24 protein-coding genes and 1 pseudogene are annotated in these 23,296 nt (G+C 62.6%); 20 read left to right on the top strand and 5 right to left on the bottom strand.

Annotation, left to right across the window (positions count from 1 at the left end; translation table 11 throughout):
• Window positions 1-102 precede the first annotated feature (102 nt).
• Window positions 103-747: a cob(I)yrinic acid a,c-diamide adenosyltransferase gene (cobO, locus tag ASD00_RS21700; protein WP_025427373.1), complete on the top strand. Its 645-nt coding sequence runs from the start codon at window positions 103-105 to the stop codon at window positions 745-747.
• Window positions 747-1,172, top strand: a complete 426-nt coding sequence (locus ASD00_RS21695) for an EamA family transporter (protein WP_025427372.1) — start codon at window positions 747-749, stop codon at window positions 1,170-1,172. The genes cobO and ASD00_RS21695 overlap by 1 nt, the downstream gene beginning before the upstream one ends.
• Before the next feature lie 55 nt (window positions 1,173-1,227).
• Here ASD00_RS21695 and ASD00_RS21690 read toward each other — a convergent pair whose 3' ends face one another.
• The 3 genes from ASD00_RS21690 to ASD00_RS21680 form a co-directional block, all read right to left on the bottom strand.
• Window positions 1,228-1,821 carry an isoprenylcysteine carboxylmethyltransferase family protein gene (locus ASD00_RS21690; RefSeq protein ID WP_057208736.1) on the bottom strand — a complete coding sequence of 198 codons (594 nt, stop codon included), beginning with the start codon at window positions 1,819-1,821 and terminating at the stop codon, window positions 1,228-1,230.
• 286 nt (window positions 1,822-2,107) lie between these two features.
• Entirely contained in the window at window positions 2,108-2,302 is a 195-nt protein-coding gene (locus ASD00_RS21685; protein ID WP_025427370.1) for a hypothetical protein, read from the bottom strand.
• Window positions 2,303-2,848: 546 nt separating this feature from the next.
• The gene (locus tag ASD00_RS21680; RefSeq protein WP_025427369.1) at window positions 2,849-3,634 is read right to left on the bottom strand and encodes a TSUP family transporter; all 786 of its coding nucleotides are present in this window, start codon (window positions 3,632-3,634) and stop codon (window positions 2,849-2,851) included.
• A gap of 456 nt (window positions 3,635-4,090) precedes the next feature.
• On the opposite strand from ASD00_RS21680, the gene ASD00_RS21675 reads away from it, so the two are divergent.
• From ASD00_RS21675 to ASD00_RS21650, 6 genes are all read left to right on the top strand, one after another.
• On the top strand, window positions 4,091-4,549 hold the full coding sequence (locus ASD00_RS21675) for a cobalamin biosynthesis protein (protein ID WP_025427368.1): 459 nt from the start codon (window positions 4,091-4,093) through the stop codon (window positions 4,547-4,549).
• A gap of 136 nt (window positions 4,550-4,685) precedes the next feature.
• The gene (gene cobA, locus ASD00_RS21670) at window positions 4,686-5,528 is read left to right on the top strand and encodes a uroporphyrinogen-III C-methyltransferase (RefSeq protein ID WP_057208735.1); all 843 of its coding nucleotides are present in this window, start codon (window positions 4,686-4,688) and stop codon (window positions 5,526-5,528) included.
• Window positions 5,525-6,826, top strand: a complete 1,302-nt coding sequence (locus ASD00_RS21665) for a cobyrinate a,c-diamide synthase (RefSeq protein ID WP_025427366.1) — start codon at window positions 5,525-5,527, stop codon at window positions 6,824-6,826. Before cobA ends, ASD00_RS21665 begins: the two co-directional genes overlap by 4 nt.
• Window positions 6,823-7,932, top strand: coding sequence for a threonine-phosphate decarboxylase CobD (gene cobD / locus ASD00_RS21660; RefSeq protein ID WP_082523668.1), 1,110 nt, complete (start codon window positions 6,823-6,825; stop codon window positions 7,930-7,932). Before ASD00_RS21665 ends, cobD begins: the two co-directional genes overlap by 4 nt.
• Window positions 7,933-8,907 (top strand): adenosylcobinamide-phosphate synthase CbiB, encoded by a 975-nt coding sequence (cbiB, locus tag ASD00_RS21655; protein WP_025427364.1) that lies wholly within the window; start codon window positions 7,933-7,935, stop codon window positions 8,905-8,907.
• Window positions 8,908-9,148: 241 nt separating this feature from the next.
• Window positions 9,149-9,577 (top strand): L,D-transpeptidase, encoded by a 429-nt coding sequence (locus tag ASD00_RS21650; RefSeq protein WP_057208733.1) that lies wholly within the window; start codon window positions 9,149-9,151, stop codon window positions 9,575-9,577.
• 141 nt (window positions 9,578-9,718) lie between these two features.
• Here the strand turns inward: ASD00_RS21650 and ASD00_RS21645 are convergent, their stop codons facing one another.
• Window positions 9,719-10,456 carry a Crp/Fnr family transcriptional regulator gene (locus tag ASD00_RS21645; RefSeq protein ID WP_051509171.1) on the bottom strand — a complete coding sequence of 246 codons (738 nt, stop codon included), beginning with the start codon at window positions 10,454-10,456 and terminating at the stop codon, window positions 9,719-9,721.
• Window positions 10,457-10,671: 215 nt separating this feature from the next.
• Between ASD00_RS21645 and hemN the strand changes: the two genes are divergently transcribed.
• From hemN to ASD00_RS21605, 8 genes are all read left to right on the top strand, one after another.
• Window positions 10,672-12,021 (top strand): oxygen-independent coproporphyrinogen III oxidase, encoded by a 1,350-nt coding sequence (hemN, locus tag ASD00_RS21640; RefSeq protein WP_057208758.1) that lies wholly within the window; start codon window positions 10,672-10,674, stop codon window positions 12,019-12,021.
• 104 nt (window positions 12,022-12,125) lie between these two features.
• Window positions 12,126-12,410 carry an acyl carrier protein gene (locus ASD00_RS21635; RefSeq protein ID WP_107027602.1) on the top strand — a complete coding sequence of 95 codons (285 nt, stop codon included), beginning with the start codon at window positions 12,126-12,128 and terminating at the stop codon, window positions 12,408-12,410.
• 116 nt (window positions 12,411-12,526) lie between these two features.
• Window positions 12,527-13,012 (top strand): 3-hydroxyacyl-ACP dehydratase FabZ family protein, encoded by a 486-nt coding sequence (locus ASD00_RS21630; protein ID WP_057208732.1) that lies wholly within the window; start codon window positions 12,527-12,529, stop codon window positions 13,010-13,012.
• A 2-nt stretch (window positions 13,013-13,014) separates the two neighbouring features.
• Window positions 13,015-14,217 (top strand): beta-ketoacyl-ACP synthase, encoded by a 1,203-nt coding sequence (locus ASD00_RS21625; protein ID WP_025427358.1) that lies wholly within the window; start codon window positions 13,015-13,017, stop codon window positions 14,215-14,217.
• A 12-nt stretch (window positions 14,218-14,229) separates the two neighbouring features.
• A complete protein-coding gene (locus tag ASD00_RS21620) occupies window positions 14,230-15,513 on the top strand; it encodes a beta-ketoacyl-ACP synthase (RefSeq protein ID WP_025427357.1) in 1,284 nt (427 codons plus the stop codon).
• A 155-nt stretch (window positions 15,514-15,668) separates the two neighbouring features.
• A complete protein-coding gene (locus ASD00_RS21615) occupies window positions 15,669-16,697 on the top strand; it encodes a zinc-binding dehydrogenase (protein WP_025427356.1) in 1,029 nt (342 codons plus the stop codon).
• Window positions 16,698-16,708: 11 nt separating this feature from the next.
• On the top strand, window positions 16,709-17,632 hold the full coding sequence (locus tag ASD00_RS21610; protein ID WP_038577074.1) for a lipid A biosynthesis lauroyl acyltransferase: 924 nt from the start codon (window positions 16,709-16,711) through the stop codon (window positions 17,630-17,632).
• Window positions 17,633-18,075: 443 nt separating this feature from the next.
• Window positions 18,076-18,786, top strand: a complete 711-nt coding sequence (locus ASD00_RS21605; protein ID WP_025427354.1) for a PAS domain-containing protein — start codon at window positions 18,076-18,078, stop codon at window positions 18,784-18,786.
• 155 nt (window positions 18,787-18,941) lie between these two features.
• Here ASD00_RS21605 and ASD00_RS21600 read toward each other — a convergent pair whose 3' ends face one another.
• Window positions 18,942-19,427: a hemerythrin domain-containing protein gene (locus tag ASD00_RS21600; protein WP_025427353.1), complete on the bottom strand. Its 486-nt coding sequence runs from the start codon at window positions 19,425-19,427 to the stop codon at window positions 18,942-18,944.
• Between the two features lie 215 nt (window positions 19,428-19,642).
• On the opposite strand from ASD00_RS21600, the gene ccoN reads away from it, so the two are divergent.
• The 4 genes and pseudogenes from ccoN (at window position 19,643) to ccoP (ending at window position 23,125) form a co-directional block, all read left to right on the top strand.
• Window positions 19,643-21,265: a cytochrome-c oxidase, cbb3-type subunit I gene (gene ccoN, locus ASD00_RS21595; RefSeq protein ID WP_025427352.1), complete on the top strand. Its 1,623-nt coding sequence runs from the start codon at window positions 19,643-19,645 to the stop codon at window positions 21,263-21,265.
• Between the two features lie 13 nt (window positions 21,266-21,278).
• On the top strand, window positions 21,279-22,010 hold the full coding sequence (gene ccoO / locus ASD00_RS21590) for a cytochrome-c oxidase, cbb3-type subunit II (RefSeq protein ID WP_025427351.1): 732 nt from the start codon (window positions 21,279-21,281) through the stop codon (window positions 22,008-22,010).
• A gap of 14 nt (window positions 22,011-22,024) precedes the next feature.
• A pseudogene (locus ASD00_RS41845) lies at window positions 22,025-22,174 on the top strand (cbb3-type cytochrome c oxidase subunit 3); the annotation flags it as partial.
• An 87-nt stretch (window positions 22,175-22,261) separates the two neighbouring features.
• Window positions 22,262-23,125 (top strand): cytochrome-c oxidase, cbb3-type subunit III, encoded by an 864-nt coding sequence (gene ccoP, locus ASD00_RS21580; protein ID WP_025427349.1) that lies wholly within the window; start codon window positions 22,262-22,264, stop codon window positions 23,123-23,125.
• Window positions 23,126-23,296 lie beyond the last annotated feature (171 nt).

Genomic DNA, 23,296 nt, shown 5'->3' with positions numbered 1-23,296 from the left:
GAAACGGTTTTCCGTCCGGAGTTGCGCAATTGCAAAGAGTGAGATCGCGGGCGGTACTACGTCCGCATCCCACGATAGATTCATATGATTGAGGAGAACGTCATGAGCGAAGAAGTGGTGAGCACGGGTGAAGGTGTCGCCGAAAAGGACGATGCCCGCCATGCGATGAAGATGGCGAAGAAGAAGACCGCACGCGAAAAGATCATGGCGACGAAGACCGACGAGAAGGGTCTGATCATTGTCAACACCGGCAAGGGCAAGGGCAAGTCGACCGCCGGCTTCGGCATGATCTTCCGCCATATCGCCCATGGCATGCCCTGCGCCGTCGTGCAGTTCATCAAGGGCGCCTGGGAAACCGGAGAGCGCGACCTGATCGAGAAGCATTTCGGCGATGTCTGCCAGTTCTATACGCTCGGCGAGGGTTTTACCTGGGAAACGCAGGACCGCGCCCGCGACGTGGCGATGGCGGAAAAGGCCTGGGAGAAGGCCAAGGAACTGATCCGCGACGAGCGCAACTCGATGGTGCTGCTCGACGAAATCAACATCGCGCTGCGCTACGACTATATCGACGTGGCCGAAGTCGTGCGCTTCCTGAAGGAAGAAAAGCCGCACATGACCCATGTGGTCCTGACCGGCCGCAACGCCAAGGAAGACCTGATCGAAGCCGCCGATCTGGTGACCGAGATGGAATTGATCAAGCATCCGTTCCGCTCCGGCATCAAGGCGCAGAAGGGCGTCGAGTTCTGATGAGCCAGAGCTGGCAGTTCTGGGCTCTGCTTTCGGCTGCCTTTGCGGCGCTCACGGCAGTGTTTGCCAAGGTCGGGGTTGCCCAGATCAACTCCGACTTCGCCACGCTGATCCGCACCGTCGTCATCCTCCTCGTGTTGGCCGGCATCGTCGCGGCAACGGGGCAATGGCAGAAGCCTTCGGAAATCCCGGGGCGGACATGGCTGTTTCTGGCACTTTCCGGCCTTGCCACCGGCGCCTCCTGGCTTGCCTATTTCCGCGCCCTGAAGCTCGGCGATGCGGCGCGGGTGGCGCCGATCGACAAGCTGTCGATCGTCATGGTCGCCATCTTCGGCGTGCTGTTCCTCGGCGAAAAGCTCAACCTGATGAACTGGCTCGGTGTCGTTTTCATTGCCGCCGGCGCGCTGCTGCTGGCGGTGTTTTGAGGTCGGGTGCGGGTCCAGCCGCCGCAGGTTCCATTGGCGCGCAATCCGCGTGATTTCAGATCCACCGCCGGACGCGCTTGCAATAGGCGCCATACGCCTCGCCAAAAGCGCGGGAGAGGTACGTTTCCTCCATGCGGATCTGATAGGAGATCGATATCCAGGCTGAGAGAGTGAGCGCCACCGAGGCGACGTTCGGCACGGCCAGCACGGTGCCGGTCAGCGCCGTGACCATGCCGACATAAATCGGGTTGCGGGAAAACGCGTAGAGGCCGGAGGTGACCAGCGGCGCGTCCTGCTCCTCCGGTATGCCGATCTTCCACGAGTGGCGCATCGCCCATTGCGACAGCATCGTCAACCCGCCGCCGAGCGTCATGAGCACGAGGCCAACGGCGTGAAGGAGCGGCTTGTCGAGCATCGGGATCCGGCCGAGCGTGGCGTCGACCGCATCGGGAAAGGCGGCGATCGCCAGGAGATGAACCACCAGCGCCGCCACGATCATCCGAAAGAGCTTGCCGGCAAAACCTTCCGCGTCGTTGCCATAGGTCAGCACAACGGGCGAGCGGCCAGACTGCACGCGGCGCAGGATCGCCAGCGCCAGGGTGAACAGGCCGACGACAAGCATCAGGATGGCGGGCAGGGTGGTAAACATTGGAACCTCAAGGCGAGCGAAGGACAGCACGACGCTTCGCGGGCAGGCGGCCCCATGCGGCCCCTGACTGGCGAAGCATGAGTGGCACTCTGAAATCTCTAGCGACTAGAGGCTCAAGGTGCGGCCTTGCTCGACTTTCGTCTTGGTTACGGGAATTTCACCGGCGAGCCGACGGTGAGAGGTGACACCCGCGGGGGCCTTGGGGAGGACGTCACCGCTTCCCGCCATAGCCGCATATTGCCAAAATTCAGGGCGGCCGCAGCCGCCCTTTTTGCATTAGGCTGGATCAGCGAAAGGTCCTGCCGTTCGAGTACTTGTCGGACGATGTCGTGGTTTGGCCCGAGCGGTTTTTGCCCCATGCCAGTTCAACTTGGCCTGCAGTTTTGACAGTGGGCTTCTTCTCGGTTGGCGTCGACGGCACAGCAGCAATAGCGGAAGTCGCAAACGCGAGTGATGCCACTGCGGCGATAATAATTTTCATTGTAATCTCCTAAGTTCGAACCTCCCGCCAAGGAGTGCGGGAGACTTGGCCTTCTGTAACGGGCCTTGAGTCAATCCCTTGTGAGCTTAATCCCTCGCCGAGTGCTTGCTTCTGTTCGCAGTCGACGCTGGGCCGCTGCTCTATGGGGTCTGCTGAGGACCGGCTGGCCAATCTAGGGGCGCGCAGTCACCTGAGTGCTGCGCCCAAGTCTGCGGCCTAACCCATCCATCGTCCCGGCGAAGGGACCTCGCTCGGGGGGCTGATGGCAGTGCCCACCCGAAACCTGTGTTGTTGTCTCCTTCCGGCTCAAGCGGCCATGGCTGGCGTCACCTTGTGGGGAATGAAGTTGGTTCTGTCCATGAGCATGTGGTGCAACACCACCGCCAGCTTGCGGGCCAGTGCGACACGCGCCTTTCTGGGACCCGCACGTCAGGCGACCGCCAACGCCCAGCTCTTCAGATCCGAGCCTTTGACCGGTCGCGTGAGGATGACGTTGGCCGCCTGCGCTCGGCAGCACAGGCAAACAGCGCGTAGGTGGGTCCCGCCTCAGAGCCCCAGCCAGATGCGCAGCGGATGTGTCGGGTCGGCCAGCAACCGGGCGGCCAGCGCGATCGAGACGACGACGAGCAGCGGCTTGATGATCTTGGCGCCTTTGGCCATGGCATAGCGCGAGCCGACCTGGGCGCCGAGGAACTGGGCGACGCCCATCATCAGGCCGATCTTCCACAGGATGGCGCCGAAGAACAGGAAGACGGCGAAGGCGCCGACATTCGAGCCGAAGTTCAGGAATTTCGTATGTGCCGTCGCCTTCAAGACGCCGAATCCGGCAAGCGTGACGAAGCCGAGCATGAAGAACGAGCCGGTGCCGGGACCGAAGACGCCGTCGTAGAAGCCGATCAGCGGCACGAGCGTCAGCGTGAACACGAACGGCGTGATGCGGCGGTGCTGGTCGACGTCGCCCATGTTCGGCTTGAGGCCGAAATAGAGCGCGATGGCAATCAGCAGGAAGGGTAGGATCGCCTTCAGAACGTCGCCGGGAACGACGGTCGCGAGCAGCGCGCCCAACACGGAGCCCGCCGCCGACATCAGCGCCATCGGCAATTGCTCTTTCAGGTTCACGTGACCGCGCCGGGCATAGGAAAGGGTTGCCGAGCCCGAGCCGAACAGCCCCTGCAGCTTGTTGGTGCCCAGCGTCTGGAGCGGCGGGATGCCGGCAATCAGCATGGCGGGAATGGTAATCATGCCGCCACCGCCGGCGATCGAATCGATGAAGCCGGCAATGAAGGCGGCAACGAACAGGAACACGAGCAGGTGGAAAGCGAGATCTTGCACGGGAGAGACTCGAGGAGGGAGGAGTATGCAGGCCTTTCTCGCCTTGTGTCAGAGGCCGCGGCGAAATGCAAAGCCTTCTGTCGTGGTGCATCTGCGATGCTCGTCGCAAGATGAGAATTCTCTCAAGAAATCAGTGTCTTATTCTGAGACTATGGGTACTCGGATGGGCGTTTGCTGTCTTCCGTCGATTGCCGGTTCTGGCGGTATGCGCGCGCCGAAGGCGAGTGGTGGGTTTCGTCAAACGCGACATGGCGATGGCGCAATCCGGTTTGACCCGTGCGGTTGCCTCCGGTAAAAATGACGGATGTGCGACGGCGTCCGCTTCTGGCGGACTGAAAGAGCGTCCGATGCGGCCGACCCAGGCAGGGGGCTGGAATCGGTGCTGTCCAGACCGACCCGGGATTTGAGCCGGGCGGCGCTTCGTGTGGATTGCCGCGAAGGGGGCCGAGGTCGACCATGAAATCATCCAGCATAGCGCGGCGACCGCCGGGACCACTCGTCCTCGGTCTTGGCTGCGAGCGCGGCACGCCGATTGATGAAGTGATTGCGCTTGCCGAAAAGGCGTTGGCGCAGGCCGGCGCTGACAAAGCCGATATCGGCTTCGTCGCCTCGCTCGACGCGAGGCGCGGCGAGCCGGCGATCCACGCTGCCGCCGAGCACTTTGCCGTGGCCGCACGCTTCTTCGATGCGGCGACGCTTGAAGCCGAAGCGCCCCGGCTGCAAAATCCCTCGGCGATTGTCTTTGCCCATACCGGCTGCCACGGTGTTGCCGAGGGCGCCGCTCTTGTCGGCGCCGGCTCGGCAAGCGTGTTGCTGGTTGCCAAGCTCACGTCTTCACATGCAACGGCAGCGATTGCCGGGCCTGCCGATCACCGTCTGGCAATCATGCCGGCAACCCTGGCGGCCGCATCATGAGCTATTTCTCGGATCGCGTTTTGGTAAAGATATGCAAGATATTTCAAATAACTATGCGGAATTCCTGTGAATCTGAATCCGCTCGGTGCCAAGGCAGTTCAGCGGTAGGCTTTAAGCGCGTGGCGGGAGAAACGGCATGAACGACACGATTTTTTCCGGCCTGCCTGCGCTTGAGCCCGGTACCGTCTGGCTCGTCGGCGCTGGCCCGGGCGACCCCGGCCTGCTGACGCTTCATGCCGCCAATGCGCTGCGGCAGGCGGATGTCATCGTTCACGACGCGCTGGTCAACGAGGACTGCCTGAAGCTCGCCCGGCCGGGCGCCGTGCTGGAGTTTGCCGGCAAGCGCGGTGGCAAGCCTTCGCCGAAACAGCGCGATATTTCTCTCCGGCTCGTCGAGCTGGCGCGCGCCGGCCAGGGCGTCCTGCGTCTCAAGGGCGGCGATCCCTTCGTCTTCGGGCGGGGTGGCGAGGAGGCGCTGACGCTGGTCGAAAACCGCATCCCGTTTCGCATCGTGCCGGGCATTACTGCCGGGATTGGTGGGCTTGCCTATGCCGGCATTCCCGTCACCCACCGCGAGGTCAACCACGCCGTCACGTTCCTGACCGGTCACGACTCCTCCGGCCTAGTGCCGGACCGCATCAATTGGCAAGGCATTGCCTCGGGCTCGCCCGTGATCGTGATGTACATGGCGATGAAACATATCGGCGCCATCGCCGCCAATCTCATTGGTGCCGGGCGCTCGCCGGAAGAGCCGGTGGCCTTCGTCTGCAATGCGGCAACGCCGGAGCAGACGGTGCTCGAAACGACGCTGGCGCGCGCCGAAGCCGATGTTATCGCTTCCGGTCTGGAGCCGCCGGCGATCGTCGTCGTCGGCGAGGTCGTGCGCCTGCGGGCGTCGCTCGACTGGATCGGGGCGCTTGATGGGCGGCAGCTTGTGGCCGATCCTCTTGCAAGCCGCGGGCTCAGGGATCCCGCATGAGCGGATTGCTGATCGCCGCGCCCTGTTCGGGCTCCGGCAAGACCACGGTGACACTCGGGCTGATGCGCGCCATGCGACGGCGCGGCATGGCGATCGCGCCGGGAAAGGCAGGTCCTGATTATATCGACCCGGCATTTCATACCGCGGCGAGCGGCGAGCCCTGCCTCAACTATGACCCTTGGGCCATGCGCCCCGCGCTTCTCGCGACAAATGCGGCCTACGCCGCCGATGGGCGCACGCTCGTCGTCGAGGCGATGATGGGCCTGCATGACGGTGCCGCCGACGGCAGCGGTGCGCCGGCCGATCTTGCCGCGGCACTCGATCTCGCCGTCATCCTGGTGGTCGATTGTGCCCGCATGTCGCATTCGGTGGCGGCACTGGTGCGCGGTTATGCCGATCACCGCAAAGATATCCGCGTTGCCGGCGTCATTCTCAACAAGGTCGGCAGCGATCGGCATGAGATGATGCTGCGCGATGCGCTGACGCGCGTGGCCATGCCTGTCTTCGGCGTGCTGCGGCAGGATGGTGCCCTGAAGCTGCCCGAGCGGCACCTCGGCCTGGTGCAGGCAGGAGAACACGGCACGCTTGAAACTTTCATCGACTATGCGGCGGACCGGGTCGAGGCGACCTGCGATCTCGACGCGATCCGCGCTGCGTCAGCACTTTCACCGGAAGAGCGGGTGATGGCCGAGGTCACCCGGTTCAAACCGCTCGGCCAGCATATCGCCGTGGCACGGGATGTGGCCTTCGCCTTCTGCTACGAACACCTGCTCTTCGGCTGGCGCCGCGCCGGGGCGGAAATCTCCTTCTTTTCGCCACTTGCCGACGAAGGCCCGGACGTGGCGGCCGATGCGGTCTATCTGCCGGGCGGCTATCCCGAGCTTCATGCTGGACGCCTGCAGGCGGCGGCAGCCTTCCGATCCGGTATCGGGACGGCGGCCAGGCGTGGCGCGCGGATCTTCGGCGAGTGCGGCGGCTACATGGTGCTGGGCGAGGGGCTTGTCGCGGCCGACGGTGCGCGCTACGAAATGCTCGGCCTGCTGCCGCTCACCACAAGTTTTGCCGAGCGCAGGCGGCACCTCGGCTACCGCCGCGTCGTGCCCCTCGACAACACATTCTTCGATGGACCCATGACGGCGCACGAATTCCACTATGCGACCATCGTCTCGGAAGGGGCAGCCGATCGGCTGTTTTCCGTCAGCGATGCCGCCAGCGTAGATCTGGGGCAGGCGGGTTTGAAGCGCGATAATGTCGCCGGCTCGTTCATGCATCTCATCGATATTGCGGGCAGGCCATGAGCGCGCCGATCGTGCATGGCGGCGGCGTCACCGAAGCCGCTGCCCGTTTCGGCGGCCGCTTCGAGGACTGGCTTGACCTGTCGACCGGCATCAATCCGCGCCCGGTCGAATTGCCGCCGGTGCCGCAGCAGGCCTGGCACCGGCTGCCCGACAAACTGACGATCGATGGCGCGCGCGCTGCCGCCGCCAGCTACTACCGAACCGATGGTATCCAGCCCTTGCCGGTTCCCGGCACCCAGTCGGTGATCCAGCTGTTGCCGCGGCTGGTTCCTACCGGTCGCCGCGTCGCGGTCTTCGGCCCGACCTATGGCGAATACGCACGCGTGCTGGCCGCGGCAGGCTTTGCCGTCGATCGGGTGGAGCGTGCCGAGGATCTTGGCGTCGACCACGGCCTTGCAGTTGTGGTCAACCCCAACAACCCGACCGGCCGCGCCTTCCAGCCGGCAGGAATCCTGGCGATGGCGGCGACGATGGCGGCGAATGGCGGCGTGCTGGTCGTCGACGAGGCCTTCGGCGATCTGGAGCCGGACTTCAGTGTCGCCGGCCAAGTCGGCGCCCACGACAATCTCATCGTCTTCCGCTCCTTCGGGAAATTCTTCGGTCTGGCTGGCCTGCGCCTGGGCTTCGTCGTGGCAGCCGATACCGTGCTCGATGCATTTCGTGAGTGGCTCGGCCCCTGGGCAGTGTCCGGGCCGGCGCTGGTTATCTCCAAGGCATTGATGTCCGGCGATACGCAAGCGATCGCCGCGGGCATTCTTGAGCGTCGCGCCGGGCTCGATGCGGTTCTTGATGAGGCCGGTCTCAAGCGCATCGGTGGAACCGGGCTGTTCGTGCTGGTGGAACATGCCGATGCCCATGCCTTGCACCGTCATCTCTGCGAGGCGCAGATCCTGACGCGCAAATTCGACTACGATTCTCGCTGGCTCAGGATCGGGCTTGCGCCCGATGCGGAAGGTGACCGGCGACTGGCGGACGCCCTGCGCCGTGGGGACGCGTTGCGCCCTGGGGACGCGTTGCGCCCTGGGGACGCGTTGCGCCCTGGGGACGCGTTGCGCCCTGGGGACGCGTTGCGCCCTGGGGACGCGTTGCGCCCAGGGGAGTACTGAGTGTCGAGCGAGATTCTTCTCATCCTTGTGGCTGCCCTGCTGCTTGATCGTGTCGTCGGTGATCCGGACTGGCTCTGGTCACGCCTGCCGCATCCCGTGGTGTTTTTCGGCAAGGCGATCGCGGTTTTTGATGGGGCGCTGAACAGGCATGAGAGCCTCGGTGCCGGCGCCCTGAAAATACGCGGTATCCTGACGATCGGCGTGCTGCTGCTTGCCAGCGTGCTTGCCGGCAGCATCCTGCACCGCTTGTTCTCGGTGATGGCCCCCATCGGCTACCTGCTCGAGGCTGTCGTCGTTGCGGTGTTCCTGGCGCAGAAGAGCCTTGGCGATCATGTCCGGCGCGTTGCCGAAGGCTTGCGGTTGGGGGGGCTGGAAGGCGGCCGAAACGCCGTGTCGATGATCGTCGGGCGCGACCCGAAGACGCTCGATGCGCCCGCCGTCTGCCGCGCCGCGATCGAAAGCCTTGCCGAGAACTTTTCCGATGGGGTGGTGGCGCCTGCCTTCTGGTATGCGGTTGCCGGTCTTCCCGGGCTGCTCGCCTACAAGATGCTGAACACCGCCGATTCGATGATCGGCCACAAATCGCCGAAATACCTCAATTTCGGCTGGGCCTCCGCCCGGCTCGACGATGTCGCCAACCTGCCGGCAGCGAGACTATCCGTCCTGTTGATCGCTGCCGGCGCCTGGCTGCATCGTGGGCGCCCCGCGGCGGCCGATGCGATCGGAGTGGCGTTTCGCGATCACGGCCTGCACCGCTCCCCCAACTCAGGTTGGCCGGAAGCGGCGATGGCCGGCGCGCTGGACCTGCAGCTAGCGGGTCCGCGCGTCTATGGCGGGGTCATGGTCAGCGAACCGATGATCAATGGGCCTGGCCGCGCCGTTGCCGAAAGCGAAGACATCGACGCCGGTATCGCTGTATTCTATGGTGCTTGTTCGGCAATGACCTTGGCTGTTCTTCTGATCGCCATGATTTGATCGGTTTCTACCGCGTATCCACGGCAAGTTGATCTTGGCATTAAGACTTTTCTTTCCATATGTATTAAACTTGCAACATTACGGGCCGGTTATTCTCTGCGGACGTTTGGTTCCACTGATTGCGGCCTTGCGGGTCAAATATGACGCGCAAAGGATGCTGCAACGCGCCTGAAGCCTGCTGCGGGATTTTCTCCGCTGATCGGAGGCATGCAGTCGAGGTTTCACACGCGGGGAGTGAAGCATGCGACACACATCCCTGATTGTGGTGATTGCCGTTCTGATGCAGTTTTCCGTTCAGCCGCTGAACGCCGCCAATCTCGTTGCCAAGATCAGCCTCTCCTCCCAGACGATGGTGGTAAAGCAGAACGGCGTCGTGATGTATCGCTGGAAGGTTTCCACCGCGCGCAAGGGCTATGTCACGCCGAAGGGGAGCTGGAAGGCCAAGTGGCTTTCGCGCAATCATCGCTCGAAAAAATATGATGATGCGCCAATGCCTTACGCCGTGTTCTTCAACGGTGGCTATGCTGTTCACGCGACCTATGATGTCAAGCTCCTGGGCCGCCCTGCCTCACACGGATGCGTGCGGTTGCATCCCAACAATGCCGCGGAGTTCTTCGCGCTTGCCCGTGAACACGGGCTGAAAAACACGCGCATCGTCATCACGCGTTAAAAGCATTTCCAGGAAAAGTGCGGAGCGGTTTTCCGTCGGAGAATGCATAAAACAAAGAGATAGAGCATTTCCCGGAGAAGTGCGCAGCGGTTTTCCGCGACTTCTTTAAAGCGGAAACGCGCTGAACCTTGGACGGCGGACTCAGTCGATGCCGGCCACCTGCATCAACCGGTCCATGCTTGGCACGGTGACGTGACGGCTGTTTTCGATGTGGATGACATTGTCCTTGCGCAGCTTGGTCACCTGCCGGCTGACGGTCTCGATCGTCAGGCCGAGATAGTCGGCGATATCGGCGCGCGACAGTGGCAGATCGAATGCTGTTGCCGTGCCGTTTTCCGGATCGATGTGAGTGGCGATGATATAGAGAAAGCTCGCCACCTTTTCCTGCGCGGTCTTGCGGCCGAGCGTCAGCATCCAGTCGCGCGCTTCGTCCAGTTCCTTCAGCGCCTGTTCGTGCAGGCGGTGTTCAAGGCCCGGCGCATCGGCAACGAGCCGCTCGATGACATTGCGCGGGAACGAACAGATGTCGGTGTCGATCGCCGCTTCGGCGGTCAGCGCGCTTTCACGCGTGAACGGCCGGCCCATGAAATCGGGAGCGAACTGCAGGCCGACGATCTGCTGGCGTCCGTCGGAGAGAACCTTGCTCAGCTTGACGACGCCGCTGATGATGTTGGCGTAGCTGTCAGTCATTTCGCCCTGGCCGACGACCTCGCGACCGGGTTCGACACGCCTGCGGGTCGAATGCCGGCTGAGGTCGAGAAGCTGGTCAGCAGTCAGCGTGCCGCAGACGCCGCCGTGGCGCGCCTCGCAGGCAGCACAGACGGCTGGAATGTCCGAATTGTGGATATCCTTGCGGCGATGTTCGGTCACGATCTGCAAATCTTTCTTCCCTGCATCGGGTTTGTTCGAGGGACCAAAGAGGATGCGGGCGGTTAAATCAAGAGTTGACAGGTGCTAATTCCGGAAGCGCGAAACAATGTCTCATGTTGAATTGAGCATTGTCAATTTTAACGTGTTAATTCGACGGCTTGATCAAAATCAACGGCGTGCTTTCCCATCCGTCCTATGCGTTTGCCATCTTGACGGAGAGACCGATGGACGACGCTCTGATCCTGAAATATGCGAGCCCCGTGCCGCGCTATACCAGTTACCCCACCGCGCCGCATTTTTCGGAGGCGGTCGGTCAGGCTGAGTACCAGTCCTGGCTAGAGGCCATCGGGCCGGGTGAGGCGCTGTCGCTTTACGCCCATGTGCCCTATTGCGACCGGCTGTGCTGGTTCTGTGCCTGTCACACCAAGCAGACGTTACGCTACGAGCCGGTGGCGAGCTACCTGAACGGACTGCACCGCGAAATCGCCACGATCGGCGGGCGGGTGAACCGCCAAGCGAAGGTCACGGCGCTGCATCTGGGCGGCGGATCGCCGACACTGGTCAGGCCGGACGATCTGATCGCGCTCAAGCGCGCCTTCAGCAGTCACTTCGAATTTTCCAGCGATTGCGAAATCAGCATCGAGATGGACCCGAACGACCTCGACGCGGCGCGCCACGACGCGCTGGCAGCGATCGGCATGACGCGGGCGAGCTTCGGCGTCCAGGATTTCGACCCCGTGGTACAGAAGGCGATCAACCGCATCCAGACCTATGAGCAGACGCGTGATGCGATCGAGGCTTCGCGAGCCCGCGGCGTGGGTTCGGTCAATTGCGACGTGCTTTACGGCTTGCCCTACCAGAGCCTGTCGTCGCTGGAGGCAACGATCGACGCCGTCGTGTCGCTGGCGCCGGATCGCGTCGCGCTCTTCGGCTATGCCCATGTGCCGTGGATGAAGAAGCACCAGTCGATGATATCAGACGAGAGCCTGCCAGGTATCGTCGAACGTTTTGCCCAGATGAGCCGGGCGGCCGACATGCTTGTTGCCGCCGGCTACGAGGCGATCGGCATCGACCATTTCGCCAGGCCCGGCGACAGTCTGGCCGTTGCCAACCGGGAAGGGCGCCTGCGCCGGAATTTCCAGGGCTATACATGTGACAGCGCCGAAACCCTGATCGGTCTTGGCGCCTCGGCGATCGGCCAGTTCCGTCAAGGTTATGTGCAGAATATGCCGGCAACCGGCGAATATCTGCGCCAGGTGGAGAACGCAGGCCTGGCCGCGATGCGCGGCTACATGCTGACGCCTGATGATCGCCTGCGGGCGCGGGTGATCGCATCCATCATGTGCGATTTCGCCTTCTCGTTCTCGCGAATCAAGGCGGAGTTTCCTGAACTCGCCGGAGCGGTCGTCGAGGAGGCAAAGCTCTGGCGCGCAAGGGATGTGGACGGGCTGACGACGATCGAGGACGGCGTCTTCAGCCTTACCGAACGCGGCCGGCCGTTTGCCCGGTCGGTGGCGGCCATTTTCGACACTCATCTTCAGTCAGGACGGGGGCGCCATTCGGTCGCCGTTTAGCAACACCGCATTTCAAATCGCAGAGGTTGCCATCAAGGCCATTGGCTTTTGCGGCGCATTTACCTATAGGATCGCCGAGACTCGGAATAAAATAATAAAGAGGTATGCGCGTGACTGCTACATTCGACAAGGTTGCCGACATCATCGCTGAAACGAGCGAGATAGATCGCGAGACGATTACGCCGGAAAGCCACACGATCGACGATCTCGGCATCGACAGCCTGGACTTCCTGGACATCGTCTTTGCGATCGACAAGGATTTCGGTATCAAGATTCCGCTGGAACAGTGGACGCAGGAAGTCAACGAAGGCAAGGTTTCGACCGAAGAATACTTCGTGCTCAAGAACCTCTGCGCCAAGATCGACGAGCTGCGGGCTGCCAAGGCCTGATCGGGCCAAGGTTCAAGCCTTTCCACTCGATTTCCAATGCCGCCGGTCGCGCCTCGCGCTTGACAGGCGGCATTGGCGTTTTTACTTGAGCCCGAAACCAAACGGGGTGAGCCTCCATGCTCCTTGAATACTTCCAGATGATCGATCGTGTCGAAACGGTCGATCTGTCGGCTGGCCGGCTGACGGCGCGATCCGTCGTTCCCGAAAAGAGCCCGGTATTCGAGGGCCACTTTCCAGGCTATCCGCTGGTGCCGGGTGTGCTTCTGATCGAGACGATGGCGCAGGCTTCGGGATTTCTGGTGCTGGCCGCGACCAATTTCGCGGCAATGCCGTTTCTGATGTCGGTCGATGGCGCCAAGATGCGGGCCTTCGTCGAGCCGTCGGCAGAACTCGATATCGAAGCCTTCCTCGAGCACGATGGCTCCGGTTTCGCCGTCACCAAGGCGAAGATCACGTCTGCGGGCAAGAAGGTCTGTGACGCACAATTGAAACTCAGAACGATGCCGTTCGATCAGGTGCCGCTCGGCGATATCGTGCGCAGGCGCGCCGACGAGGTGGGCCTGATGACGGCACTTGCGGCGGATGCCGCTTCGGAGAAGTGAAGATGAGCAAATCCGCAAACGACGTGGTGATCACCGGCGTCGGTATCGTCACAAGCCAGGGTGTCGGCGTCGAGCCGCATGTGGCGTTTCTGAACGCGGCCGAGGCGCCGGAGCCACGCGTCGAGGCCGAAAAGTTCAAGCCCTATCCGGTGCATCCGCTGCCGCAGATCGACTGGTCGCAGCAGATCGCCAAGCGTGGCGACCAGCGCCAGATGGAAAACTGGCAGCGCCTCGGCGTGTTTGCAGCAGGCCTGGCGCTCGACGACGCCGGCCTCAAGGACAATCTCGACGCCTGCGGCAGCATGGACATGATCGTGGCCGCCGGCGGCGGCGAGCGCGACATCAATGTCGATTCGCTGATCGTCGACGAGGCGCTGAAGCGCAACGACCGCGAGCAGCTGCTGAACGAGAAGCTGACGACCGAACTGCGCCCGACGCTGTTCCTCGCCCAGCTCTCCAACCTTCTCGCCGGTAACATCTCGATCGTGCACAAGGTGACGGGATCGTCGCGCACCTTCATGGGCGAAGAGGCGGCCGGCATTTCGGCGATCGAAACGGCGTTCTTCCGCATCAAGGCGGGACAGTCGACACATACGCTGGCGGGCGGCGCATTTTCGGCCGAACGTCTCGACATCATGCTGATGACGGAGGCCATCCAGGCGCAGACGGTCGGCGACTGGCAGCCGATCTGGTCGCGCAAGCGCCAGGATGGCGGCGGAATGATCCTCGGTTCCGTCGGCGCCTTCCTGATGCTGGAATCGCGCGAATATGCCGAAGCCCGAGGCGCCCGCATCTATGCCACGATCGACGCGATCGGCAGCGACCGTGGCAGCCGCAGCGACGGCAAGCTGGAGGCGCGCCTTGCCGATCTGGCAAAACCGGCCGAAACGCTCGATCCGGCGCAGACAGTGGTCTTCTCCGGCACCTCGGGCCTGCATGATCTCGTTGCCCACGAAAAGACCTTTCTGGAAGCAAAGCTCGCCGGCGCGCCGGTGCGCGCCTATGGCGGGCTTGTCGGCCACAGCATCGAAGCGCAGTTTCCGGCGGGCCTCGCGCTTGCCGCACTGGCGCTCGGCCACGGCGCCAAGGTTCCGGCTTTCGACGCAAGCTTCGAAAAACCGATGACGGCGGGCGCCAGAACGGCGGTCGTGACGACCATTGGTCATTCACGCGGCGAAGGCGTCGCGGTCCTTTCGGCCGAATAAGAGGAACGATTGATGAGCAACGCTTACAAGGATCATCTCGGTCGTCCGATCGTCGCCGTCACCGGCATGGGCGTCATCACCTCGCTCGGCCAGGGTCTCGAAGACAACTGGGCGGCGCTGACCGGCGGCGTCTCCGGCATCCGCAAGATCACCCGTTTCCCGACGGAAGGCCTGAACACGCGCATTTCGGGCATGGTCGATTTCATCGAGGTCCCGGCGGCCAATTCGGTCGAGCGCTCCTACGCCATGGCGCGCGAAACGACGCTTGAGGCGTTGGCGCAGGCCGGTCTTTCCGGCGATTTCAACGGCCCGCTGTTTCTCGCCGCTCCGCCGATCGAGCCGGAATGGAGCGCGCGCTTTGAACTGGCCGACCGCTCGCCACCGTCGACCCAGCCGGGCGACGCCTACAATCGCTTCCTTGCCGCGATGCGCGAGAAGGCCGATCCGGTGTTTCACGAGGCCGTGCTTTTCGGCGCGATCTCCGAACGCCTGGCCGATCGCTTCGGCACCCGCGGCCTGCCGGTGACGCTGTCGACGGCCTGCGCCTCGGGCGCAACTGCAATCCAGCTCGGCGTCGAGGCCATTCGCCAGGGCCGCACCGATCGCGCGCTGACAGTCGCGACCGACGGTTCGGTCAGTGCCGAGGCGCTGATCCGCTTTGCGCTGCTCTCGGCGCTGTCGACCCAGAACGACCCGCCGGAAAAGGCCTCCAAGCCCTTCACCAAGGACCGTGACGGCTTCGTCATCGCCGAAGGCGCGGCAACCCTGGTGCTGGAATCGCTGGAAGCAGCGGTCGCTCGTGGCGCCCGTGTCTACGGCATCCTGAAGGGGTGCGGCGAGAAGGCCGATCTCTTCCACCGCACGCGCTCGTCGCCCGATGGCGGCCCGGCGATCGCGACGATCCGCGCGGCCCTTGCCGACGCCGGCATCGACGAAGGTGGCATCGGCTACATCAACGCCCATGGCACTTCGACGCCGGAAAACGACAAGATGGAATATCTGTCGATGTCGGCCGTCTTCGGCGAACATCTGCCGTCGATCCCGGTTTCGTCGAACAAGTCGATGATCGGCCACACGCTGACGGCTGCAGGCGCAGTCGAGGCAGTGTTCTCGATCCAGACGATGCTGACCGGCACCTTGCCGCCGACGATCAACTACCAGAATCCCGACCCGGCCATCGTGCTCGACGTCGTGCCGAACGTGAAGCGCAGCCAGCAGGTCTCTGCCGTGCTGTCGAACTCCTTCGGCTTCGGCGGACAGAACGCCAGCCTTGTCATGACCGCCGAGCCGGCCTAAGTCGGCGGTCACAGCGCCGCGCGTCGAACATGACGCGCAAGCGACGCTGTAACGCTTTAAGCCTGCTGCACGCTTCCTTGAACCGGATCCGATCTAAGGAAGCACGCCGCAGAAACTTCAGACGAAATGATGCCGCTCAAGGCAGAGGAAAGATCATGCGCGCCCTGCAACTGCTCGATGACCGCAAGCTCGAAATCACCGACGTTCCCGAGCCGGAAGCGCCAGGCCCGGGCGAAGTGACGCTCCGGGTCAAGGCCGTCGCACTCAACCACATCGACGTGTGGGGCTGGCGCGGCATGGCCTTTGCCAAGCGCAAGATGCCGCTCGTCATCGGCGCCGAGGCGGCCGGTGTGGTCGAAAGCATCGGCCCGGGCGTTTCAAGCGTGCTTCCGGGGCAGCTCGTTTCGATCTATGGCGCGCGCACCTGCGGCCTCTGCCGCCCGTGCCGCGAAGGTCGCGACAATCTCTGCGAACATGTGGGCGGCGTGCATGGCTTCCACCTCGACGGCTTCGCGCAGGAGAAGATCAATCTTCCCGCACGCCTGCTGGTGCCGGCACCTCCGGGCATCGATGCCGTGGCCGCAGCGCTTGCACCGGTCACCTTCGGCACGGTCGAGCACATGCTGTTCGACAACGCCAAGCTTGAGCCAGGCGAAACCATTCTCGTCCATGCCGGCGGCTCCGGCATCGGCTCGGCGGCAATCCAGCTTGCCAAGAAGATCGGCTGCACGGTTATCACTACCGTCGGATCCGACGACAAGATCGAGAAGGCCAAGGCGCTCGGCGCCGATCACGTCATCAACTACCGCACCGACCGCTTCGAAGGTGTCGTGCGCAAGCTCACCAAGAAGAAGGGCGTCGACGTCGTGTTCGAACACGTCGGCAAGGACACCTGGGCCGGCTCAATGCTCTGCATGAAGCGGGGAGGCCGCCTGGTCACCTGCGGCTCGACCTCCGGTGTGTCGACCGACATGAACCTGATGATGCTGTTCCAGCAGCAGCTGAAGCTGCTCGGCTCCTTCGGCTGCCGCATGGAAAACATGGCCAACGCCATGCAGAAGATGGCGCGCGGCCTGGTGCATCCGGTCATCGATACGCAGGTCGGTTTCGACGAGATCGACCGGGCACTGGAGCGGATGGAATCGCGCCAGATCTTCGGCAAGATCATCCTGAAGATGGATTGATCCACGTGCGCATGCTGATCACACGGCTGGTTCTGACGGCGGATCATTTCCGGCAGTGGCTGATTGCGCAACTCGTCTTTCTGCTTCTGACGATCCTGAAGCTGTTTCCGGCTGACGGCGCGATCCGCTTCATGGATCGCGCCGCACGCTTCATCGGCCCGAAGACCAGCCGGCACAAGCTGACGCTGACCAATCTGCGCAACGCCTTTCCCGAGAAGCGGGAGGCCGAGATCGAAGCGATCGCCATGGAGAGCTGGGGCAATATGGGCCGCATGGCGGCGGAATATGTCTTCCTCGACCGGCTGTTCGATTTCGATCCCGAGGCGACCAAGCCCGGCCGCGTCGAAGTCTCCGGCGTTCCGCTCTTTCTCGAGCTGCGCGACAACCCGCGACCCTTTATCGTCTTTACCGCCCACAGCGGCAATTTCGAGATGCTGCCGGTCGCTGGCTCCGCCTTCGGGCTGGAGGTGACGGTGCTCTTCCGTCCGCCGAACAACCCTTACGTCGCCGAGAAGGTCTTCGAGTTCCGCAAGGAGCGCATGGGCAATCTCGTGCCGTCGCATGCGGGTTCGTCCTTCGCACTCGCCCGCCAGCTAGAGCGCGGCAACGGCGTCGGCGTTCTGGTCGACCAGAAATTCCGCAAGGGCCTGAAGACCAAATTCTTCGGCCAGGACGTGCAGACCAACCCGCTGCTCGCCAAGCTCGTGCGGCAGTTCAATTGCGAGGTCTATCCCGCCCGCTGCATCCGGCTGCCCGGCAACCGTTTTCGGCTGGAGCTGGAGCCGGCGATCGACATTCCGCGCAAGCCCGATGGCGCTGTCGACGTCAACGCCACGGCACAGGTTCTCAACGACAAGGTGGAGAGCTGGGTGAGGGAGTATCCCGGGCAATGGTTGTGGTACCACGACCGCTGGCACATCAAGCGCTACCTGTAAGACTGATTCTCTTCGAACCGCAAAAGGCGTTGCCGCCGCAGGCATTAACGCCCTTTTTGTCTATGCCTAAGGCATTTGCTGGAGAAAATCGCCGTCTTTGCGCCGTTGAAGTCGTTTCGAAACCGCAAGCTTCCCTTTCTGATGTTGAACGGGGCGGTAATGAGTGTAAACTCACCGTTGTATTGCGAGGGGCAGACTGCAAGCGCTTTGGGTGGCCAAGTCTTTGTGGTTTTCGCTGAGGATGTGGGGGAAACGTCAACGCCTGCATGTTTCCTTAAATCCTATTCGATTTAGGAATAAAAACATGCAGTAATTCGAAGTGCTACAGCGACCTTTGCGCGTCTAATAAGACGCGCGGCGCTGTAGATCAGCATCTACATCATCAAAGCCTGTCATATAAGTGCATCGGCGCGGCCTCGGCCGTGGGGGATTGGGGTTTCGAATTGAACGCACTGATTGAGCTGTTCTGGTTCAAGTATTCACAACTGCAGTATGCAGTACGTACAGCAGACGAACATCTGATCGGACTTCTGGATCGCGAGCTCGATCCCATCTTGAAGTCGGTCTATGATGAGAAGGCCGTGAGCGTCGAAGATGCCCGCCTTCAGTTCCAGTTTCTGATCGATATTCTGCGCGTCGAGGCCGACGATATTTCCTGCGTGCTGCGCCATTCGCAGCTTTTGCAGTCGCTGATCAATCGCTATTTCGCAGCCACGGGCGCGGTCAACGCTGCCGACTTGCGACTGGAGCGCACGCCGGCTGCACCACACAAGGGGCGGGCGGACGAGGGGCTTCTCAACGAGGCGATTCTCGACAGCTTCCCTGACCGCATCGCCGTGATCACGCCGGATTATCGGTATCTCTATACCAATCCGCTCAACGCGAACCATCTCGAAAGCCGCCCGATGGATCTCATCGGTCGGCATATCGTCGAATTCATTGGCATCCAGCGCTTCGAGCTGCGCGTGAAGAGCTATCTCGATCGCTGTTTTGCGGGCGAGGTGGTCGACTATACCTTCGCCAAGACCGTCGACGCGCGAACCGTCGTGGTGCGCTGCCGGCTGACGCCGTGCATGTCGAGCAACGGCAAGCTCATCGGTGCGATCCTGGTGATCCAGGAGCATGCGGACCGACGCCGCGCCATCGCCGCCTGATCCCTGTCGCCTAGAGCGCCGCGCGTCTTATTGGACGCACAAAGGTCGCTGTAGCACTTTGAATTGCTGCATGTTTCCTTAAATCGAATAGGATTTAAGAAAACATGCAGTTGAGCCGGATACAGAAACGGCGGCCCTTTCGAGCCGCCGTTCGTTCAATTGATGTCCGGGTCGACTGGAAGCAGCGTGCGAAGACATTCCTGCTCGAAGCCGATGTGCCTTCGCAGATTGGTGAAGAAGCCGCGCAGCATGTAGCCGGCTGTCTCCGCATTGACGCTCTCGTCGGCAGCGCCGAGCTTCACCAGCATCTCCGTGAGCTCTTCGGCAAAGCACTCATCTTCGCAATGTTCGTATTTGAGCCGCGCGAGCGTTGCCGCGATCGACGGGTCGTCGCCGAAATTCTGCTCGACCCAGCGAAACACCGCGCTCTCTTCGCCCGAATGCAGTTCGCGTATGAGCGGCTCCAGCATCTTGGCGGCATAGGCGCATTTCTGCCGGTCGATTTCAGCCGGCAGGCTGTCGGCGATTTCCTCCAGGCTGTTGCAGAGCGCAAGCTGTTCCTGATGCGCACGTGCCAGCCAGGCCCGCGGTTCGCCCATCGGGGCAGGGCGCGCTCGCAAACCCGTCCACACCCGGATCATTCCACTATCATTCGTTCTCTTCATGCTGTTCTGACGCCAGCTCCTATGGCGCTCCCTCATTGTTTCCTGAGGGTGAAGCAAGTGGAGGCCCCCGGCCTTGATCTGAATCAAGGTGAGGGTGCCCCGATTCTGACACTTTCCGGCAAGCTGCGCTGGGCATGCCGCCTTTAGGCGTGTGCACGCGTCTGCATCTGGATAAAGTTGGGGACCCAACCATGAAATACACTTTCGAGACGATCCTGCTCGGGGTCGGTGCTTTCCTGGCGCTTCTAGGCGCCGGATTCGCACAGGACCGGCAGTTCGAAGCCCATATGTGGGTGCTGTTCTTCGTGCTGCTCGGCGGCACGATCGTTATGATGCGGCGCCTCGACTTCAGCACGGCGTCAGCAGGCAAGGCGGCCGCACCGCAGTCGGAATATTTCGACGAAGTCGTGAAGTATGGCGTCATCGCCACCGTCTTCTGGGGTGTCGTCGGCTTCCTCGTGGGCGTCGTGGTTGCGCTCCAACTGGGCTTTCCGGATCTCAACATCGAGCCGTGGTTCAACTTCGGTCGCATGCGGCCGCTGCACACCTCGGCGGTGATCTTCGCCTTCGGCGGCAACGCGCTGATCGCGACCTCGTTCTACATCGTCCAGCGCACCAGCCGTGCGCGCCTGTTCGGCGGCAATCTCGCCTGGTTCGTGTTCTGGGGCTACCAGCTCTTCATCGTCCTGGCCGCCACCGGCTATCTGCTGGGGATCACCCAGTCGAAGGAATATGCGGAGCCGGAATGGTATGTCGACCTGTGGCTGACGATCGTCTGGGTCGCCTATCTCGCCGTGTTCCTCGGCACGCTGCTGGTGCGCAAGGAGCCGCATATCTATGTGGCGAACTGGTTCTATCTCGCCTTCATCGTCACCATCGCGATGCTGCACATCGTCAACAACCTGGCGGTTCCGGTGTCGTTCCTGGGCTCCAAGAGCTATTCGGCCTTTGCCGGCGTGCAGGACGCGCTGACGCAATGGTGGTACGGCCACAACGCCGTCGGCTTCTTCCTGACGGCCGGCTTCCTCGGCATGATGTATTACTTCATTCCGAAACAGGCCAACCGCCCCGTCTATTCCTACCGCCTGTCGATCATTCACTTCTGGTCGCTGATCTTCATGTACATCTGGGCCGGTCCGCACCACCTGCACTATACGGCTCTGCCGGACTGGGCGCAGACGCTCGGCATGGTCTTCTCCATCATGCTGTGGATGCCGTCCTGGGGCGGCATGATCAACGGCCTGATGACGCTCTCGGGCGCCTGGGACAAGATCCGCACCGACCCGATCATCCGCATGATGGTCATGGCCGTCGCCTTCTACGGCATGGCGACCTTCGAGGGTCCGATGATGTCGATCAAGACGGTCAACTCGCTCAGTCACTATACCGACTGGACGATCGGCCACGTGCATTCGGGTGCGCTCGGCTGGAACGGACTGATCACCTTCGGCGCCATCTACTACCTCACGCCGAAGCTGTGGAACCGCGAGCGGCTCTATAGCGTGCGCATGGTCAACTGGCACTTCTGGCTCGCCACGCTCGGCATCGTCGTCTACGCCGCTGTCATGTGGGTTGCCGGTATCCAGCAGGGCCTGATGTGGCGCGAATACGACGACCAGGGTTTCCTCGTCTATTCCTTCGCGGAATCGGTCGCGGCCATGCTGCCCTACTACGTGCTGCGTGCGCTGGGCGGTGCCCTGTTCCTCGCCGGCGCTCTGCTCATGGCCTTCAACGTAACAATGACCATCCTCGGCCGCGTGCGTGACGAAGCCCCGATCTTCGGTTCGACGCCCGTGCTCAAGGCTGCGGAATAGGAGGGCAGTACCCATGTCCATTCTCGACAAACACGCCACCCTGGAACGCAACGCAACGCTGCTGCTCGTCGGCTCGCTTCTCGTCGTCTCGATCGGCGGCATCGTTGAAATCGCGCCGCTGTTCTATCTCGAAAACACCATCGAGAAGGTCGAAGGCATGCGGCCCTATTCGCCGCTGGAACTCGCGGGCCGCGACATCTACGTTCGCGAAGGCTGCTACGTCTGTCACAGCCAGATGATCCGGCCGTTCCGCGACGAGGTGGAGCGCTACGGGCACTACTCGCTGGCGGCAGAATCCATGTACGACCATCCGTTCCAGTGGGGATCGAAGCGCACCGGGCCGGATCTCGCCCGCGTCGGCGACCGCTATTCGAACGAGTGGCACGTGCAGCATATGACCGAGCCGCGCTCGGTGGTGCCGGAATCGGTGATGCCGAGCTATGCGTTCCTGAAGTCGACGCCGCTCGACGTGAGGAACGTCGCCGGACAGCTGAAGGCCAACAGGGCCGTCGGCGTGCCCTATTCGGACGAGATGATCGAGAACGCCGCCGCCGACATCAAGGCGCAGGCCGACCCGAATGCGGACACGTCGGGTGTCGAGGCGCGCTATCCCAAGGCCAAGCTCGGCGATTTCGACGGCGATCCGCAGAAGCTGACGGAGATGGACGCGCTCGTCGCCTATCTCCAGATGCTCGGCACGCTGGTCGACTTCTCCACCTACGACGACACCACGGGCTATCGCTAAGGGAGGGCACGGACATGGAAACCTACACGGCCATGCGCCAGTTCGCCGACAGCTGGGCGCTGCTTGCCATGACGCTCTTCTTCCTCGGCGTCGTCGCCTTCATCTTTAGGCCCGGCGCCAAGAAGGCCGCCGATCGGGCCGCAGCCATCCCCTTCGATCACGATGTGATCGAGACTCAGAAATCAGAGCGGAATGCGGGCGGAAAACCGCAAAACACTTTTCCTCATTCCGCTCGTAAGGAGGATTGATCCATGTCGGACAAACATGTCGACGAGATCAGCGGCGTCGAGACAACCGGCCACGAATGGGACGGGATCCGCGAGCTCAACAACCCGATGCCGCGCTGGTGGGTCTATACCTTCTACGCCACCATCGTCTGGGCGATCGGTTACATGATCGTCTATCCGGCCGTGCCGCTGCTAACCGATGCGACCAAGGGCGTGCTCGGCTACTCCAGCCGTGCGGAACTCAGCGTCGAGCTTGCCGATGCCAAGGCGGCGCAGGCCGGCAATCTGGAAAAGATCGCCGCGAGCTCACTCGACCAGATCATCGCCGATCCGCAGCTTCACCAGTTCGCAGTTGCGGCCGGCGCCTCGGCCTTCAAGGTCAACTGCGCCCAGTGCCACGGTTCGGGTGCCGCCGGTTCGGCCGGCTTCCCCAACCTCAACGACGACGACTGGCTGTGGGGCGGCAAACCTGAGGAGATCTACCAGACGGTGGCGCACGGCATCCGCTATACCGGCGACGACGAGACGCGCGTCTCCGAAATGCCGTCCTTTGCCGAGATCCTCAAGCCGGAAGAGATCAAGCAGACCGCCGCCTATGTCGTCAGCCTCACCGGCACGCCTTCGGATGCGGCGCTGGTCGAACCGGGCAAGGCGCTGTTCGAGGCCAATTGCGCCTCGTGCCACGGCGCCGACGCCAAGGGCAATCGCGAGTTCGGCGCGCCGGATCTTGCCGATGCGCTCTGGCTCAATGGCTCAAGCGAGCAGGCAATCGTCGCGCAGATGAAGGCGCCCAAGCACGGCGTCATGCCGGCCTGGCTGCCACGCCTCGGCGACACCACAGTCAAGCAGCTTGCCGTGTTCGTGCATTCGCTCGGCGGCGGCGAGTAGGGGAACGCTCGCGCCCCGAGCTAAGGTTTGCCCCTCACTGTCCTGCCGGACATCTCTCCCCGCCAGCGGGGAGAGAGCCGTTGGGAGCGACGCTTTCGCCGAACATCGGCGTTGATGGGTGCGGTGCCGGCCCGGCTTGCTACCTTCGCCCCGCTGGCGGGGAGAAGGTGC

Origin of the sequence: Ensifer sp. Root31, from assembly GCF_001424825.1 — a bacterium.
Classification (GTDB): Bacteria; Pseudomonadota; Alphaproteobacteria; order Rhizobiales; family Rhizobiaceae; genus Ensifer; species Ensifer canadensis.
This window is presented reverse-complemented; position numbering and strand designations above follow the sequence as displayed.

Bases quoted from the DNA above. Each gene is read 5' to 3' on its own strand.
- cobA (WP_057208735.1), top strand. From the start codon at position 4,686: ATGAACGACACGATTTTTTCCGGCCTGCCTGCGCTTGAGCCCGGTACC.
- hemN (WP_057208758.1), top strand. From the start codon at position 10,672: ATGGACGACGCTCTGATCCTGAAATATGCGAGCCCCGTGCCGCGCTAT.
- ccoN (WP_025427352.1), top strand. From the start codon at position 19,643: ATGAAATACACTTTCGAGACGATCCTGCTCGGGGTCGGTGCTTTCCTG.
- ASD00_RS21615 (WP_025427356.1), top strand. From the start codon at position 15,669: ATGCGCGCCCTGCAACTGCTCGATGACCGCAAGCTCGAAATCACCGAC.
- cobO (WP_025427373.1), top strand. From the start codon at position 103: ATGAGCGAAGAAGTGGTGAGCACGGGTGAAGGTGTCGCCGAAAAGGAC.
- ASD00_RS21625 (WP_025427358.1), top strand. From the start codon at position 13,015: ATGAGCAAATCCGCAAACGACGTGGTGATCACCGGCGTCGGTATCGTC.
- ASD00_RS21610 (WP_038577074.1), top strand. From the start codon at position 16,709: ATGCTGATCACACGGCTGGTTCTGACGGCGGATCATTTCCGGCAGTGG.
- ASD00_RS21635 (WP_107027602.1), top strand. From the start codon at position 12,126: ATGCGCGTGACTGCTACATTCGACAAGGTTGCCGACATCATCGCTGAA.
- ASD00_RS21600 (WP_025427353.1), bottom strand. From the start codon at position 19,427: ATGATCCGGGTGTGGACGGGTTTGCGAGCGCGCCCTGCCCCGATGGGC.
- ccoO (WP_025427351.1), top strand. From the start codon at position 21,279: ATGTCCATTCTCGACAAACACGCCACCCTGGAACGCAACGCAACGCTG.
- ASD00_RS21695 (WP_025427372.1), top strand. From the start codon at position 747: ATGAGCCAGAGCTGGCAGTTCTGGGCTCTGCTTTCGGCTGCCTTTGCG.
- cobD (WP_082523668.1), top strand. From the start codon at position 6,823: ATGAGCGCGCCGATCGTGCATGGCGGCGGCGTCACCGAAGCCGCTGCC.
- ASD00_RS21665 (WP_025427366.1), top strand. From the start codon at position 5,525: ATGAGCGGATTGCTGATCGCCGCGCCCTGTTCGGGCTCCGGCAAGACC.
- ASD00_RS21685 (WP_025427370.1), bottom strand. From the start codon at position 2,302: ATGAAAATTATTATCGCCGCAGTGGCATCACTCGCGTTTGCGACTTCC.
- ASD00_RS21630 (WP_057208732.1), top strand. From the start codon at position 12,527: ATGCTCCTTGAATACTTCCAGATGATCGATCGTGTCGAAACGGTCGAT.
- ASD00_RS21690 (WP_057208736.1), bottom strand. From the start codon at position 1,821: ATGTTTACCACCCTGCCCGCCATCCTGATGCTTGTCGTCGGCCTGTTC.
- ASD00_RS21620 (WP_025427357.1), top strand. From the start codon at position 14,230: ATGAGCAACGCTTACAAGGATCATCTCGGTCGTCCGATCGTCGCCGTC.
- ASD00_RS21675 (WP_025427368.1), top strand. From the start codon at position 4,091: ATGAAATCATCCAGCATAGCGCGGCGACCGCCGGGACCACTCGTCCTC.
- ASD00_RS21650 (WP_057208733.1), top strand. From the start codon at position 9,149: ATGCGACACACATCCCTGATTGTGGTGATTGCCGTTCTGATGCAGTTT.
- ccoP (WP_025427349.1), top strand. From the start codon at position 22,262: ATGTCGGACAAACATGTCGACGAGATCAGCGGCGTCGAGACAACCGGC.